This is a genomic window from uncultured Umboniibacter sp. (assembly GCF_947497555.1).
In the GTDB taxonomy this organism is placed as follows: domain Bacteria; phylum Pseudomonadota; class Gammaproteobacteria; order Pseudomonadales; family DSM-25080; genus Umboniibacter.
On the sequence record NZ_CANMGY010000002.1, the window covers coordinates 38748 to 54235 of the forward strand.

The 15488-nt window shown below is 47.5% G+C and carries 21 protein-coding genes; 2 read left to right on the plus strand and 19 right to left on the minus strand.

The window, feature by feature from the left end:
* Window positions 1–4 precede the first annotated feature (4 nt).
* The 12 genes from Q0698_RS02955 to Q0698_RS03010 all read right to left on the minus strand — a co-directional run bounded on the left by Q0698_RS02955 (window position 5) and on the right by Q0698_RS03010 (window position 6677).
* A complete protein-coding gene (locus tag Q0698_RS02955) occupies window positions 5–451 on the minus strand; it encodes a hypothetical protein (RefSeq protein WP_298633585.1) in 447 nt (148 codons plus the stop codon).
* 41 nt (window positions 452–492) lie between these two features.
* Window positions 493–747 carry a hypothetical protein gene (locus Q0698_RS02960; protein ID WP_298633586.1) on the minus strand — a complete coding sequence of 85 codons (255 nt, stop codon included), beginning with the start codon at window positions 745–747 and terminating at the stop codon, window positions 493–495.
* 258 nt (window positions 748–1005) lie between these two features.
* Window positions 1006–1467 carry a YaiI/YqxD family protein gene (locus Q0698_RS02965; RefSeq protein WP_298633588.1) on the minus strand — a complete coding sequence of 154 codons (462 nt, stop codon included), beginning with the start codon at window positions 1465–1467 and terminating at the stop codon, window positions 1006–1008.
* A 2-nt stretch (window positions 1468–1469) separates the two neighbouring features.
* Complete coding sequence (locus Q0698_RS02970) at window positions 1470–1913, minus strand: GNAT family N-acetyltransferase (protein WP_298633589.1); 444 nt, start codon at window positions 1911–1913, stop codon at window positions 1470–1472.
* Between the two features lie 179 nt (window positions 1914–2092).
* Complete coding sequence (locus Q0698_RS02975; protein ID WP_298633591.1) at window positions 2093–2665, minus strand: phosphoribosyltransferase family protein; 573 nt, start codon at window positions 2663–2665, stop codon at window positions 2093–2095.
* Window positions 2666–2740: 75 nt separating this feature from the next.
* A complete protein-coding gene (locus Q0698_RS02980; RefSeq protein ID WP_298633593.1) occupies window positions 2741–3289 on the minus strand; it encodes a DUF3833 family protein in 549 nt (182 codons plus the stop codon).
* A complete protein-coding gene (locus Q0698_RS02985) occupies window positions 3289–3789 on the minus strand; it encodes a hypothetical protein (RefSeq protein WP_298633595.1) in 501 nt (166 codons plus the stop codon). Before Q0698_RS02985 ends, Q0698_RS02980 begins: the two co-directional genes overlap by 1 nt.
* Entirely contained in the window at window positions 3786–4328 is a 543-nt protein-coding gene (locus Q0698_RS02990; RefSeq protein WP_298633596.1) for a DUF2878 domain-containing protein, read from the minus strand. Before Q0698_RS02990 ends, Q0698_RS02985 begins: the two co-directional genes overlap by 4 nt.
* Window positions 4329–4551: 223 nt before the next feature.
* Complete coding sequence (locus tag Q0698_RS02995) at window positions 4552–5268, minus strand: DUF429 domain-containing protein (RefSeq protein ID WP_298633598.1); 717 nt, start codon at window positions 5266–5268, stop codon at window positions 4552–4554.
* Window positions 5268–5603: a tRNA-binding protein gene (locus Q0698_RS03000; protein ID WP_366140259.1), complete on the minus strand. Its 336-nt coding sequence runs from the start codon at window positions 5601–5603 to the stop codon at window positions 5268–5270. Before Q0698_RS03000 ends, Q0698_RS02995 begins: the two co-directional genes overlap by 1 nt.
* A complete protein-coding gene (locus Q0698_RS03005) occupies window positions 5600–5911 on the minus strand; it encodes a DUF2007 domain-containing protein (protein ID WP_298633600.1) in 312 nt (103 codons plus the stop codon). The genes Q0698_RS03000 and Q0698_RS03005 overlap by 4 nt, the downstream gene beginning before the upstream one ends.
* A gap of 58 nt (window positions 5912–5969) precedes the next feature.
* Window positions 5970–6677 carry a divalent cation transporter gene (locus tag Q0698_RS03010; RefSeq protein ID WP_298633602.1) on the minus strand — a complete coding sequence of 236 codons (708 nt, stop codon included), beginning with the start codon at window positions 6675–6677 and terminating at the stop codon, window positions 5970–5972.
* Between the two features lie 129 nt (window positions 6678–6806).
* On the opposite strand from Q0698_RS03010, the gene Q0698_RS03015 reads away from it, so the two are divergent.
* Window positions 6807–7565 carry a class I SAM-dependent methyltransferase gene (locus Q0698_RS03015; protein ID WP_298633603.1) on the plus strand — a complete coding sequence of 253 codons (759 nt, stop codon included), beginning with the start codon at window positions 6807–6809 and terminating at the stop codon, window positions 7563–7565.
* Window positions 7566–7667: 102 nt separating this feature from the next.
* On the opposite strand, the gene Q0698_RS03020 is transcribed toward Q0698_RS03015, so the two are convergent.
* Complete coding sequence (locus tag Q0698_RS03020; protein WP_298633605.1) at window positions 7668–8291, minus strand: DUF2238 domain-containing protein; 624 nt, start codon at window positions 8289–8291, stop codon at window positions 7668–7670.
* A 1-nt stretch (window position 8292) separates the two neighbouring features.
* Window positions 8293–8883, minus strand: coding sequence for a GNAT family protein (locus Q0698_RS03025; protein WP_298633607.1), 591 nt, complete (start codon window positions 8881–8883; stop codon window positions 8293–8295).
* Between the two features lie 338 nt (window positions 8884–9221).
* On the opposite strand from Q0698_RS03025, the gene Q0698_RS03030 reads away from it, so the two are divergent.
* Complete coding sequence (locus Q0698_RS03030; RefSeq protein ID WP_298633609.1) at window positions 9222–9500, plus strand: hypothetical protein; 279 nt, start codon at window positions 9222–9224, stop codon at window positions 9498–9500.
* A gap of 112 nt (window positions 9501–9612) precedes the next feature.
* On the opposite strand, the gene Q0698_RS03035 is transcribed toward Q0698_RS03030, so the two are convergent.
* The 5 genes from Q0698_RS03035 to Q0698_RS03055 all read right to left on the minus strand — a co-directional run bounded on the left by Q0698_RS03035 (window position 9613) and on the right by Q0698_RS03055 (window position 15488).
* Complete coding sequence (locus Q0698_RS03035; protein ID WP_298633611.1) at window positions 9613–11535, minus strand: CocE/NonD family hydrolase; 1923 nt, start codon at window positions 11533–11535, stop codon at window positions 9613–9615.
* Between the two features lie 195 nt (window positions 11536–11730).
* The gene (locus tag Q0698_RS03040) at window positions 11731–12708 is read right to left on the minus strand and encodes a zinc transporter ZntB (protein WP_298633613.1); all 978 of its coding nucleotides are present in this window, start codon (window positions 12706–12708) and stop codon (window positions 11731–11733) included.
* 182 nt (window positions 12709–12890) lie between these two features.
* Window positions 12891–13673, minus strand: coding sequence for an SDR family NAD(P)-dependent oxidoreductase (locus Q0698_RS03045; protein WP_298633615.1), 783 nt, complete (start codon window positions 13671–13673; stop codon window positions 12891–12893).
* Window positions 13666–14601: an SDR family oxidoreductase gene (locus Q0698_RS03050; protein WP_298633617.1), complete on the minus strand. Its 936-nt coding sequence runs from the start codon at window positions 14599–14601 to the stop codon at window positions 13666–13668. Before Q0698_RS03050 ends, Q0698_RS03045 begins: the two co-directional genes overlap by 8 nt.
* Window positions 14598–15488: a bile acid:sodium symporter family protein gene (locus tag Q0698_RS03055; protein WP_298633618.1), complete on the minus strand. Its 891-nt coding sequence runs from the start codon at window positions 15486–15488 to the stop codon at window positions 14598–14600. Before Q0698_RS03055 ends, Q0698_RS03050 begins: the two co-directional genes overlap by 4 nt.

A 15488-nucleotide genomic window follows, 5' to 3' on the forward strand; every position in this document is an offset into this window, starting at 1 on the left:
TCTATCAGCTTACTAGCGAGCGTCGCTCAATAATCCACCGACCGCGCACACCAAATAATGGTAGCATCGCGGCCAACGCCCCGCACAGCAGTGCCGCCCACCAAACAACTAGGCCACTTGCGAAACCTATCGCAGTCAACATGCTAAGTAGCATAACCAGTAGAAGACGACGAAAGAGTACGCGCTTAAGTGGTATAAAACTCAAATCAAAGCCATCTACCTCAACTTCATCTACGACCAATGCCACCGTGATGGCATTACTGCGATCAGCGCAAACCGATGTACGAATGAGAAGTGCTATCCCATCTACGACAAAACTGAGAGTACGAGGTTGTTCACTGAGGACTCGGTGCGCAACAATCTGATTATTAACGCGAATCACTTCGGCACCCGAAAGTGCCGTCGCTGAATAGACAATGTGGTTGCTTAGGTACTGAAATACAATACTCATGCCCTTCCATGGCGAGATAGAAACAGCATTCTCAGGCATGCTTATTTACCAAATAGATTCTTAAGGTTAGCGATGACCAAGGCAACAACATAAACGGCGATTAATTGGAGACCCAGACGCTCCCAATCAATGTGATCATAGGCGTGGATCCCTGCCGAATTTTCCCAGATAAAGTAATAGCTTTCAATTCCTAAGGCCGAAACCGGAACATATACGAAGCATGCAATGGTACCGACCAATGCGATTAAACGAGCAAGCTGTGACATAGATTTAACCTCTTCAGTAACAATCGTCATAAAAATTAACGTAGCTGCTAGCGCTTTGACCAATGGTACCGAGTATAAGGTACCCTAGTGCGACTATAGCTAGTCCCCAACCTTGCTTCGGGAATCTAGGGTACTCGTTGAGTTCAATTGATTCCTACTCGAAACCGTTCCAGAACGCATCACTCTGGTCGTTTTCAACGCTGCTCGGCTACTGTCTAGCTAACTAGAGTATATCTAAGAAGTAGAGATTGGCTCATCTAAGGCAGAATTAACCCGAAACTAGCTTAATCAGTTCTTTTTTCTTCTCAACGCGGCACTCAGTTCCCGATCCAAAGAATTAGCAAACTCACGAGTATCAGCCGCGCTGAATGCCTTTGGACCACCAGTATCTACGCCACTAGAACGAAGCTCATCCATAAAGTTTCTCATTGAGAGCCTTGCACTGATATTCGCCTTAGTCAGCTTTTCTCCGCGGAAATTCAACACCATAGCGCCCGCTTCGATAGCGTCGGCGGAAAGTGGGATATCGTTGGTAATAACGATGTCTCCCTGAGTGCAACGGGCTACAATTTCGTTATCCGCCTCATCAAAACCACTCGCTACCAGCAGTCGTTCAATAAAGGGGGAACGAGGGATCTCAAAGGCGTGATTGGACACAACAGTTAAGTGCAATTCAACTCGCTGTACGGCACGATATAGTGTTTCCTTCACCGGTCTCGGTGAAGCATCAGCATCTAACCAAATTTTCATTGTTATCCCAACTCTCGTGTGTAAGCCCGATAGACAGTATCGAGTTCATAACCACGTCGCTCGTATAGCTCTATCGCCGTTTTATTCGCATGATTGGTCTCTAATTGGATCCTACATGCTCCTTGATTTTTAGCGAACTGCTCGGCAGCAGTCATTAACGCCGAACCGACTCCAAGTCGACGAGCACGCTCGGTCACATAAAGATCGTAGAGAATATAGATTGGCTTGAGAGCCAGAGAACAATAGCTAGCATAGAGCAGAGTAAAGCCCACTGCCTTACCCTGGTGTTCAGCTAGAAAAACGCGGCACTCATCGGCCTCTAATCGGTTTTGTAGGTAGCTCTCTGCAGCCGCTATATCACTATCGCACTCATAGAATTGGCGATAGCTATTAAACAATGGCGCTATCTTGGCCACATCCTCTTTACCGGCAGAATATACTCGCACCTGAATCCTCATACTCACTAATGATTTAGGGGATAACTGCTTGCAGAAACCCCCATTAGTTAAGCATCATACCTAAAAAAGGCGTGGTCACGAAACTCTGCGAGCGGAGCGACGACGCCTTAGCGTATTAGTCATTGAAAAGCGTCGCGGTCAAACGCAACGTCTAGGATAAGAGAATTTTAGGAGAGCTTGCCGAGTTCCATTAACTTATCGGCAATCACCGCAAATTCGGGCTTATTTGCTCGAATCTCGTCCGCTGAGAGGCCATCAATCTCATGCGGGAACACTAACCACTCATTTGACTCATGAATATAATAGTCAGGGGTTCGTTCAGTTTGATTATTAGCGGGTTTAAAGTAAGGGGTCGCAATTCGAATCTCCGGCGTATTCTTTTTACAGGCCCTTTGGAGGTCAATGATTGTTTGCTGGATACTTAAACCCGAATCGTAAACATCGTCAACAATTAGCAGTGAGTCTTCGGACTCTAAGCGCTTGATAAGGTAAGTTAGACCGTGCACCTTTACAGTACGGCTACGCTCACCTATGCCGGTATAGGATGAGGTACGAATTGCGATATGATCTGATTCTACCCCCAAAACATCCAACACCTCTTGGACCATAATTCCCACCGGCGCACCACCGCGCCATACACCAACAATGTAATCGGGGCGGAAACCGCTCTCAAAAATTTGTAAGGCTAGCTTAGCTGAATCTTCGAGGAGTTCTTGCGCTGAAATGTATACTTTTTCCATTGAGATGCCCTGTGGGTACTGTTTCGAATACGATAAGTGTATCAGAGGGGCAACGCTTCGATGAATAAATTTCAGTTATTCAAAGCTCAACGGCTGATGCCCTCTTTCCATTACCAGTATAACTTCACCCAGTGTAAGGCCAAACTTAGAAATTTCACTTACGTTAATGACGCGATCACGATCGATGGCGTAGATCCAATCATCAAAACGAACCTCGTAATTAGAACCTCCCACCTCAAGTGAGATGTCGTAACTCAACGTCAACTCAGGCCCTGAAATACTAAGTACTGCAGTACTTAAGGTATCATTAGCGGTACCTGTATAATTGCCTTCACCATCGTCAACGAACGTCCACACGCGCTGTGCTCGTTCTCCGTCGTCATAGAGAAATTGCTCGTCTAGCGTACCGACGCCGTCCTTCCAAGAGCCAACAAGATTCACCTTGAAACGACGCATTAGTTCTCCACCGCGGCTTCGAACGATACCGTAGGCGTGAAGTTCACCATTGAAGAATCCCTGTAAATCAAAACGAGGTTCTAGGTGCTCATAGCTCGCTTTACTGCATGACCCCAAGGTGAGTCCTACCACAACAACTAGCGAAAGACGTAATAATAAAGCTTTCATTACGGGGTTACCTCGCCGCGTAACTCTGCACCCAGAGCAGGATACTGAGCCTCTTCCGCTAACCAAATTGCAGCGAATTTTTTACTAAATTCTTGATCCATTAATCTTCCCGTAAATTGCTCATTGTGATGAAAGTTCGCATAGCCATTTTCATCAATGGTAAGTTCGAAAATATCTCCGTCGCGAATGTCCCGATAAACCAATTTCAGCTTATCCAGCCATTCGGCGCGTTTTTCGGGGCTGACGCCAAGGTGTTCCCAAGAATCGTCAGTGGCTGCTAATAAGTCGCTCTTCGAGATATCAATGAGATAATTAAGTCGAAGGCACAGTGGTTCGCCACTACGGTAGGTCCCCTCTGGCGTTCTAAGTTCTGCCCGATAGATATCAAACCATAGTTTAGTGAGTTCTGTTTCGCCGACCTTTTCCCAATTACGACAGGCGGCTTCCGAAACGAACGGAACAAGGAAAAAAATGAGTGCTACCAGTTTAATTGATTTCATGATCTAACCTGCTTGCTGTCATGCTTTAATAATCGGGGAAAGAGCCAACCAAAAAGTGCCCAAACGATAACTAGTACCGTCATACTAATTGCGAGGCTATGCGGCAACGCATACGCTCCTGCTTTAAACGCCACCCAGTAGGAGAAAGGGCCTGAAATACCAAATGCCGCCATGGTAACCACCGGCGGCTTCTGAACTAACCATGCTAGGCTGCTGTGAAGCGTTGCTGAGAAGCATAGCCAAAGGGCTACTAACCAATAGGGAATCGTGGGAACTGCGCTAGGTTGGGCGCTCTGAAAGTTGAAGAAGCCAATAGCCGTCAAAATTTGGTCAATCGAACACCCTATTAACGCAATGACGAACACCGATCGGAGTTGGCTTCTTATCTTACTGAACATCACCCCCATCATAACAAGCACCGGGCCCAGCCACGGCATTACTTGGTGGCCGAATACTAAACTCGCCCACGCAGCGTTAAACCAAACTAACTCGGCTAGCCAAACTATACGCGTATTTGCAACGAACGTTGGTGATGTCATAGTAGAGCCCTAGTGAATGATCGCTTGTGCCCTACTACGTTAAATTCGCCCAGTTGGATTGCTTTTCAGTGGAATAAATACCGAAGTACCTCAGGTCATAATCCGGCATGATTTTTACTACCTCAATCTGCTTGCACACCCCAGTATCTGATCAACTAGCTCATCCTGACAACCACTAGGCAGCAACGTTAACACCGCTAAGAGAACGAACCATTTAATCGTTTTACAGCGGTTCCTTAGGGACCCATATATAGCCATCCTTAAGCGAACCAAAACAGTGGTGTGGCGTCTGGTAGTGATAGCAGCCCGCTATTAAGCCACAGATCACGGCATCTAAGGCGTCTTCATTGACCTTTAACGAATTTCCCCTTAGCGATGCAATACGCGAGGGTTCAAAAAGGTACTCCACTGACTCATCTACAATGAGTTTACCCTTGGCGATCCATTGCCGTAGAAATTTCACAAGTCGCCGTTGCCCTTCTTTGCGTTGATCTACCGAGCCACGCTTATAGGCGATCCGCAAGTCAAGTTGAAACCACTCGATTAGCGCTGGATGCGGATAGCACTCAATTTGCCAGTAGTCGGTTACTAAATGATGATATCCCTGGCGTTGAAGTTGCTCACTGAGTAGGCTGATTTCCCGCTGGGGGTAGAGAGTAAGATTTGTGGGATGACAACCCGCATATTTGGCTCGATAAACTTGATTTAACGCCTGCTCGCAAGCTCGCATACCTTGATCATTATTCACCACTAAGGGAGCATCAATAGCGATTCCACTTGGCTGCCAGTCGATAATTCTAGCTAGCACCTCCGACGCGCCAACGATAGCGGGCACCACCGAGCGCAGATAGAGGACACCCTGCTGCGCTTCAACTAATGACAGAGCACTGTTATTCCGCTCTAATCGCCACGCCAAGTCCGCGCCCACGAGCAAAGTCATTAGCCTAATTTGGCTCCATTTTGAACGGGCTTATCGGGCACTGCTAACACCACCTCGCCATCTTGATCATAAAGACCAGTAACTAAACACTCGCTGCGGATAGGTCCTATTTGTTTAGGCGGAAAGTTCACTACCGCTAATACTTGTTTACCGATGAGAGCGTCCACCTCATAGTGAGCCGTAATCTGAGCGCTAGACTTTTTAACCCCCAGCTCCTCACCAAAATCGACCCACAATAGGTAGGCAGGATTTCGCGCCTGTTCGAAGACCTTCGCGTCAATAATCGTGCCCACGCGAAATTCAATTTTACTGAAGTCTTCCCAGCTAATCGTCACAATTTATCCTCCGGGTGGATGTTGCCACATTGCCAACAGGCACCAAATGCGAAACCGTTTTGCTCGCCGCAATGGTCGCAGTTCCAATCCTCTCCAGTCTGCTTCAACTCTTGATCCACGAAACGCGTCGCGCGCTGAAAATCAATTTCATCAACGAACAACTGAGGCCATGAATCAATAAACGACAACTCGCCAGTGGCACCGGCGGCAAATTGATTGCGAACTTCCGACGGGACTTGCCGCAACTCAAGAATGTTGGCCATTTGCTGGACCATTGCGAGGTTGGGATGAGTATATACCTGTTTCATTCCGTCCTATTGGTTCACTATTAGGTGCATCAATTTTTCTTCGACTCAGTGTGACATGCTATGCGGCCCACATCGACCCTACTAGACCTAGCATAAAGCCAAGTACGGCACCCATCGGTGGTAACCAATGAGTCTCCAAACGTACCTTCGGAGCAATATCTTGGAATACCGAATAGAGAATACCGCCAGAGGCCACTAACATAACTCCCGATACCCACTGTGGATAGTCCGTGAGATATATATAGCCTACCGTACCCGCGATAGGACCTAAAAGCGACATGGCCATAAAGATCAGAATAATCCTGCTACCACGAAACACACCATCGCCCTTGAGTTCTAGGTAGGCATTGAAACCCTCCGGTAGATTTTGCAAACCAATGAGAATAGCCAGTAAGAACGCGCTCTCTGACCCTGTAGCAAACGCCGCACCCAAGGCTAGCGATTCTGGAATGAAGTCAGCCAGCATCGCTGCCAACTGGCTTGCAGGGGTATTAGAACGCGCCAGCCAGATATCCAAAGCCATAAAAAGTAGCCCACCCAACACCAGCAAAGCAGCGGCAGTCAACGGCTGAAAGCCAACGATCCCTTCAGGCACTAGAACAAGCGCAATAGCCGAGAGCAGTGCTCCGCCACCAAATGCCATGACCGTATGTCGCAACTCATTTTTTGAGCTAATAGCTGAGAACGAACTAACCAATGCGCCCAGCGGCATTGCGATCCCCGCAAGTAACGTTGAAAGTATGACAAGTAGCAGGTTTTCGGTCATGTCCTCACTCCATTAAGCTGTTTGCTATCCCATGACAAAATGTGTTCACAGTGTCCACAATACCCTATATTCTAAATCAGTAGTGGATCAATCAGCAGTATTAAATTTACCTGCCAAAGTGAGCCAGTTATGAACCGTGATCGAGTAGCCTACACATCGCTAGAGCGAATCTATCCGCAAAGGATGGATCCTAGTAAGAACGCCGATAAAGACGCTATCGAGTTACACCAAAGCCGCTATCGCTTTGCATCCCAGCAGTTAATAGGCGACCGAATTCTAGATTTAGCCTGCGGCTGCGGCTACGGTACCGCGTTAATGGCGGAAGCGCATCCTGATAAAACCTTTGTCGGCGTGGATATCGATGAGACGGCCATTCTCTATGCCAGGCAGCATTATCAACGTCCTAATCTCAGTTATCTCAGCGGTGACGCCACTAAGTTTGCATCAAATCAGTACTTCGACACCCTTGTCAGTCTAGAGACTATCGAGCATCTGCCCTCGGTTCATGCGCTGCTGGAAAACTTTTCCAAATTACTTCGCGTCAATGGCAAACTGATTGCTTCGGTCCCCACTACTCCCACCTGTGACGGAAACCCTCATCATCTTCACGACTTTAGTGAGCGAAGCTTTAAACACCTGTTGCGACAGTTTGATTTTCAATTCCACACTGGCTTTGAACAGGTTCAAGAATGGGTGTATGACGATTTAATGGCCAATGAGCTAACGGAATCAACAAGTCGAGCTAAGGGTGTGGGTCGTAACTTGTTAAAATTCTATTTACGAAGACCTTGGGCTCTCATTACCCGATTCCATGCGCTGCTAGTGCATGGTCGCTGTAATAAATATCTAACTGGTGTGTTTATTCGACATGCCTCACAGATACATTAACATCGCCGATTATTACAGCTAAGACTGCCCAGCTGTTGTGATCGGCCCACAAAATTGCTCTACAAACAAATGGGCAGTCTTCTTATGGTATTCAATCTAGCTTCAAGCCGTGGCGTGTGGTCTTCCACTTGAGCTACCTAGTTGAGAAAGCTGTCGATCATGCCACCGAGCTAAGACGATAATGGAACAAATCGCACCAACTAAGGCAAGCGCCATATCCGACTGAGTATCCCAGACATAGCCTTGAGTTCCTAAGAACGCCTCAGCGTCTTCGCCACTGATCAACGCTACACGCCACTCAATCAATTCATAGAACGCACTAAATGCCAAGCAAACTGAGATAATGAACACATTCGTCCAGGCAATACTTTTGACCACCTCACGGCGAATCAAAATTTCCCTCGCCAGCAAAGCGGGTATAAATCCCTGCGCAAAGTGACCAACTTTGTCGTAATTGTTGCGCTCCATGTCAAAGGTATCTCGTAACCAATCAAACGCCGGCACCTCCGCATAGGTATAATGGCCGCCAACCATCAATATCCAACAGTGCAGTAGGATAAAACCATAGAGCATTGGCGTCAGCGGGAATCGTTTATAGGTTGCGCCTAGCAGTGCCAGACCAATCAGCGTAGGAAGTACCTCGAGGAACCAGGTAAACTGATCCTTTGGATTAATTCCCGACCAAACTAATACCACGGTAAAACCAATAAGCCACAATACTTTCATCTTAGGTACTCCCGTTGTTAAAGTCATTGGATAGCAGTCCAAAAATGGCACTATCAATCCAACGTCGCTGTTTTTGTCGACATTCACGCATTGTCCCTTCATGCACAAAACCGCAACGTCTTAGGAGCGCAATTGAGGCCACATTTTCAGTGTCGACTATGGCATTGATACGGTGCACGCCTCGTTCTTTCAGCAGGTAATCTATCAGCCTACAACAACTTTCCTTGGCAAGGCCCTCACCCCAAAAGTCAGGATGAAAGGCATAACCTATTTCAACTGAGCGATGCTTGTCATCCAAATTAAACACCACTAATCTGCCTATAAGCTGATCAAACTTTTGATGTATCACGGCGAGATGAATGGCAGCTTTTGATTCATGATATTGCTGAACCTGCTGAACGAACTCAGAGGCTTGGGAGGCATCTAGCCAAGTTTCATAGGGAAGGAAATCATTAACGACGTTATGCTTGTGCAAGGCGAAAAGCGGTTGCTGATGCGCGCTTTCAATAGGCGTTAAGCAACAACGTTCTGAAAATAAAACGGGTAAATTGGTTGGAAACAAAGTCCTAGGCGAGCTCATCTCTTTAATCATAGGCACCCTATTAACTGAACGATATTTATTAAATTGCTCAGTCAACAGGGTAGCGCGAGTCACCGTAAAAGCAAATATTTAGTTACGTCGCATAGCTGTATTAGTCATAGGTGCTAGCAGTTTGAATTAGCTTAATAGGGTAGTTCTGAGTCATTATCCCCGAAGTGAGTAGCTGGCCAATTTTCATGACATTAGTAAGGGTAGACTCATCGCGCCGTAGCGAGGCTTAGCCTTAATAAGGTATTCGCGTCTTAATCACCTCAGCAGCGATGCCTAATCGTTGCCCAGCGTTATTCAACAGACTATAGTGGATAGCTTTCCAGTATATCGAGGCTAACATGCTCAAACTACTAAGTGTCATCATTTCACTCGTCCTATTCGTCTCAGGCTGCAGTAACTCAAGCGCTAATGTCACAGCCGAAGAAGTGTATATCGACCGCGAAGGCTACTATCATCTTTGTGGTATTGGTGAGGGCCTAACCCCATGTGACAAGGAGTACGACACAGCAGAGAGCAATGAGGATATCGATGCTCAGGCGGAAGACATTCGTGAGGAAGAAATAGAGAACTTTGAGGAAACTATAAAGCGTTTGGAGAACGAGAAAGAGGTAAATTAACGCATTTCTCTTACTGGCTACTCCCTCTTGGGACAACCAATCTACCAGACTTCGCCATCTTACCTATCTCGATGGCTTAGTATCTCAATACCACCAAATACGACGGACAACGTTAGGGTAAGACTGGAAATTCCACATAACCAGCGATTTCAGGTCCGGTAAAGACGCTATTTTCCGCAATAACTCCACTCACCTCATCATAATTATTTCCCCCGGTGTTAAGGTTTCGCTCAATTCGGGGGTAATTTGAGGAGCTGATCTCAACGCGAATTTGATGCCCCTTAAGAAAGGTATTAGCCGTGGTGTGGAGGTCAATTTCAATCTGATAGCGTTCGCCGGGCTTCATCAAAGTGGCTTCGGTTAAGCTATCCCGATAGCGCATTCTCAGCATTCCCTCCTGGATATTAAATGCCTCACCGGTTGGGTAAACATCCACAAGCTTCACGCTGAAATCCGTATCCACTGCCGAGGACGACACGGTTAATACAGCCCGAATACGCCCCGCCATCTCAACATTATGATCTAACACCTCGCTGGTGTAGACCAGCACATCTTCGCGCTGTTCAATCGCTCGTTGATCATAGCCTCCAGCTTCAGTATCGGTTCCTGTGCAACAGGTATGACCTCCCAATGAGGGTACAGGATCCGCAGGGTCATAACTAAACTCGTCTACCGACATGTTTTCAGGGGGCGCACTCAGCAGAACACCATCCCCATCTAAACTATTTGCTCCGCGAGAGCTACTAAGGTACCAGCGCTGGTACTCGGACCCCTCAGGCGGCCAGGTTTCTGTTGATCGCCATTCATTCGTGCCTAACTGATAATACTGAATTCGGGGGCGATCAAGCACGGCGTTACGCTCACCCTTGAGCCAGAAATTGTACCAATCCCGCTGCAACTGAGCATAATCAAAACGAGCATCGCCGACTTCCCTTGTACCAACTCGAGTGTCTTCCTTTACATCGTCATAGTTACAGTGAGTGCCTGGACCAATTACTAGAAACTGATGTTCCTTCGCTTGCTCAGTTTGTGCATTGCGCTCGAATGTTTCCATCATGGCTAAGGTTTCTGTTGCCCCATAGTCGTACCAAGAGTCCATGAATAACATAGGGATGCTAGTCGAATCCTCAGCGGTAACTAAATCGAGATTTCTAAAATAATCACCATCGGGATGTGACTCACGCCAGCGCCTAAAGTCATTGTCGGGAACGCCCGCTCTATCTAGCACGTCTATCACGGGTAGCGAAGCGAGCGCGTCGAGATAACGCGAGAAGTCAATTGGAGGAGTCATTTCAATTGGCTCAACTAAGCTCTGAAAGTACTCGCCTCGCGCCGTCCCAGGGGGAGGTTGAGTATAAACCTTTGAACCACTTCCGGCGAACCAGCCAGCAGTCTGACCTAACTCAAAGGCTCCGCCACTAAACGCCTGCCAAGCCCTTCCCGGCTCGTAATAGCCTGACGCCGCTGACATCGGAATCGCGGTGACTAAACTAGGGTGGTTAGTAGCAGCCAGCACGACTTGTGTCTCACCTAAATAACTGCAACCGGCTAGTGCTACCTTACCATTTGACCAAGGTTGTTCTATTAGCCAATCAAGGGTGTCTATGCCATCTGTTCTGCGCCCCGCTGCGATAGCATATTCACCACCTGACTCAAAGCGTCCTCGAATATCCTGAATGACAATAGCATAGCCCTGTTCAACCAGTTCGGCCCAAACTGGATTCCATTCAAAAGTATTATTTTTGTTGTAGACCGTACGAATTAGCACGGCAGGAAGATTGACTTGGTGGGTGGTAGAGAGATAGATATCGGTAGACAACTCTACGCCGTCGCGCATTGGCACCATCTGGCTCTTTAAACGCTGAAGTTCGGCAGCAGAACTTTGGTTAATAAGTAGCAGAGTAAGGCCAAGAAATTGAGATAGATAACGAAGATAAAACGAACTCAACGAAGCGAACTTATCAAGCCATAAAACACTGCCATGGTTGTTCAAGCTGTTCCAAGAAGGCGACTCTAATTTATTTCGTAGTGGCATGATTCCTTCCCAAGCTGGGCTAAAAAACCATCTTCCCCTCGAATTACCTAAGTCATCAAGCTAAGTATTTTCATCTCTACTTGAATTCCTTTGGTAGTTCATAAGTCGCTAGAGAAAATTGCGCCCTAATAAAGCGCAAAAAAGGGAGTTTTCAGTCGGCGCTTTGACGGCATACCATGGAAATCTGACGAGCTCCTATAGCCATCGCTTCCAACGAAAATATAATATCATCAGTATTGTTAGCCCCACACAACTAATGCTAACCCACCAAAACGCTTGGTCGTTTTCTACGCCTGGCATTCCGCCAACATTAATGCCCATTAATCCGGTGAAGAATCCTAGCGGAAGAAACAGGGCGGCAACGATAGTCAGCAAGTAACTTCGTTGATTGAGCTGTTCGGCCGATCGAGCAGCTAACTCCTCGAGTGCCATGGCAGTTCTCTCGCGAACTAAATCTAAATCCTCAACATGACGAACCTGACGATCTGAAATACTGCGTAACCTCAGCCGGTCTGAGTCATCTAACCAAGTTAATGGTTCACTTTCCAGACGATGCAGTGCTTCACGCTGAGGCGTTAGATAGCGTTTTAGACTAATTACTCTGCGTCTCAACTTCATTAAATCCGTTCGTAAAGACTGGTCATCATCATCCAGCAATCGCTGTTCATTGTTAAGCAGTTCATCTTCTAACGCATCCACGGTGTTAGTCATCCGGCCAACAATCGCCTCAATCCAATCTACCAACAACTGTCCGATGGACACTGGGCCCTCTTGCTCATTGAGTTTCGCCAACACATCTTGAGTAGATAATAAATGCCTTCGTCGTGTTGAAATCATTCGCTGCCCATCGGTCCATATTCGCACGGCAACCATGTCCTCTGGTTCCGCACCTTCATTAAGGTTAACGCCGCGTAGGATGAGCAGTAAATTGTCATTGCGACGTAGGAAGTTGGGGCGAGTATCCTCGGATAACAACTCTTCAATAGCGAGCTCATTGAGGTGACTCTCATCTTGGATCCATGAGGTTGCCTGGGGATCTTCAAAGTCAAAGTGAAGCCAAATATTATTGCCATTAGCCCAAGAGGAATCATCCCATGTTAAGGTTGATACACCGCCTTTGCCATCTAATTCCAGTGCGTGAACTAGCCCGCTAGGTGCACTAATCTTCGCCATGATATTTGGCCTCTAGAAAAAAATTGTTTTGCACCACTGCTGTGGTGAACTAACACTCTGTGTTCAATATTTAGCAATCTTTTAATGCTAGTTCTTATATTGGGCTAGTCAATTTCGAGCAATAGACCACCGTCATTCGCCGCTTTTCTAGCTCAACGCTTATACCCTCGCAACCCCTAGGTTCAACCGCTAATTTCCTCGCTGAATTTACGTCTCATTAGCCTTTGGTAAACCCGAGGAAACAACCAATACAGAACTTTTGCAAAGCTCGTAAAGATATCGAAATAAAGACGTTCGTCACGACGATGAATGGCACGCATAATTTTTGTTACCACACTGTCCAGGGTCTGAACATTACCTGCAGTTGATCGAGGTTTATTCGTCATACCTCCGGCTCCATCAAGCGCATTATGCTCTATAGGCGTTGCTACGAAAGTTGGGTAAACCATTAGAATGGACAGCCCTAAATGACTACTTTCGGCGCGAAGTGTTTCAAAATACTGAGTTAGGGCTGACTTTGCTGCACAGTAGCCCGCCCTGCCCGCCACCGGCATCCAACCCGCCATAGAACCTAAGTTAACAATGAGTGTGGCATCCTGATTCAAGCGTTCAAAAAGCCCAGAAACGAGTTGCACGGGCGCGAAATAATCCACCTGCATCACTCGCTTAACAACCTCCAGTTCCGTTTCACAGGCCAGCGACCGATGAGTGATTCCTGCGCTGTTGATTAATAGCGCTAAGTTTCCGGTCAATAAATTTAGCTTGTTAAGCAATGCCTCGATTTCGCTGGTGCTCGTCAGATCTGCCACTAAGGCTTCACTCCCCGCTAAACGTGTGGAGAGCGCCGAGAGGGCTTCGCGATTGATATCCACGAGAATTAATCGGTGGCTACTCACAAGCTGCTCGGCTAATGCCTCACCAATACCTGAAGCGGCGCCGGTGATTACGGCTATGGGTTTAGTCATCTTTCGCTCGCTGTGCAGCTAAATAAAAATCAAAGGTCTCTCGTGAGCTTTTACTCGGAGTGTAAGGAAACTTTTCAATTAACTTTTTATTATCTAATACTGGACGATAGCGTAAAAAGTCGAGTTGCTCGGGACCGTAGGGAGTGAGTCGAAGTATGCGTCCGATTGACAGTAAAAAACGCAGCACGCCGGCGGGTATATCAAGCAACGGCTTACCCAATATTTTCGCCACCTCGCGTATCGATACGGCACCCGTTCCCGCAACGTTGAACACCCCCGAGATATCCCCTTCGATACCGTGAATAATGATATTGACGAGATCCTCATCCCAAATAAACACAAAGGGCGAACTCGAACCGCGCACGGCCAAAATGCGGGAGCGCTGAAATAACCGCGTTATTAAGTTATCAGTGGCCTCGCCGAGTACCGTGCCCGGGCGAAGTATTAGCTGCTGTAGTTCAGGGTTCGAATTTCTGAAGCCGGAAAGTAACTCTTCGACTAATCGCTTATGGCGTGAGTAGGAGAAGCTGTCATTACCGCGAAGCGGGTCTGTTTCAGATAACCACTCTGGGTTATCAGCATGGTAGCCATACGCAGCACCACTGCTGGTGACCGTAAAATGAGCAACCCCACCAATCAACGCACATTCGACCAGGTTTCTGGTGCCATTAACATCGATGTCATAGTCTCTAGCCTCATCCGCAGACGGACTGACGATACTGGCCAAATGAATAATATGGGTAATTCCCCAAGTTTTTAGTCGCTCAGCGAGTTGCTCAGAACGAATATCCATTTGTTGGTAGTGATAGTTGTGGCTTGCGTCAGGAGCTAAATCGATACCAAAAACGTCATAGTCTTTGCTTAGTCGAGCAACCAGACGCTTGCCGACGTAGCCCTCCGAGCCGGTAATAAGAATTCGCTTTATCATCTCCCTGCCTTGAGCAACTCAATGTTTGTCCGTCTTGCCCACCAGCTACTCAGCGCCAAACCACTGGTTAAATGCCAAATACTCCAGGCTCCTGCAATGATGGCCATCTCGCCATAACCTGGGAAAAAGCTAAAGATAATGCCCAACCCCAAACCGGAGTTCTGAATACCTGTTTCCAGCGTCACCGCTCGACGATCCGCGCTATCGAGGCGCGCCAAGGTTGCCATGCCAAAACCCATACTCAAGGCCACGAGGTTGTGCAGAATCACCAATAGCGCGTAGCCCGTTACACCTGCCGCAAATTGCTCCCAATGCGAACCCAATGCAATCAGCGCAAAGCTGAGCAGCAGTACGAGGGAGAAGCGGCGAAAGGGTGTTTCAAATCTGGCGGCGAGTGCCGGCCAACGATGACGAACTAATAAACCAAGTATCAACGGTACGATTAACACCCCGAACACAAAGCTCACAATACCCACAACGCCCACATCAATAGCCGTAACTAAGCCAGCCGTCTCGGGATTCAGTGAGGCATAAAGTAGGAAGTTTGCCGGTGTCGCGAACGCCGCCACTGAGCTCGAAACAGCGGTCATCGACACCGACAAAGCCGCGTTACCTCGTGCTAGATAGGTCATGATGTTGGAGAAGGTTCCGCCTGGGCAGCAGCCAACAAGAAGCAGGCCTAGCGCCACTTCGGCTGGCACCTTAAAAGCAATCGTAATAACGTAGCTGACGAAGGGTAAGAGAATAAACTGACAGACCAACCCTACTGCTGCAGCCTTCGGCATAACCGCCACACGTTTAAAGTCTGCTGGGGTTAGGCTCAGCGCGATGCCGAACATCATACAGCCCAACACCAAATTTAGCGCAATCATAAAGCCAGGTGACAT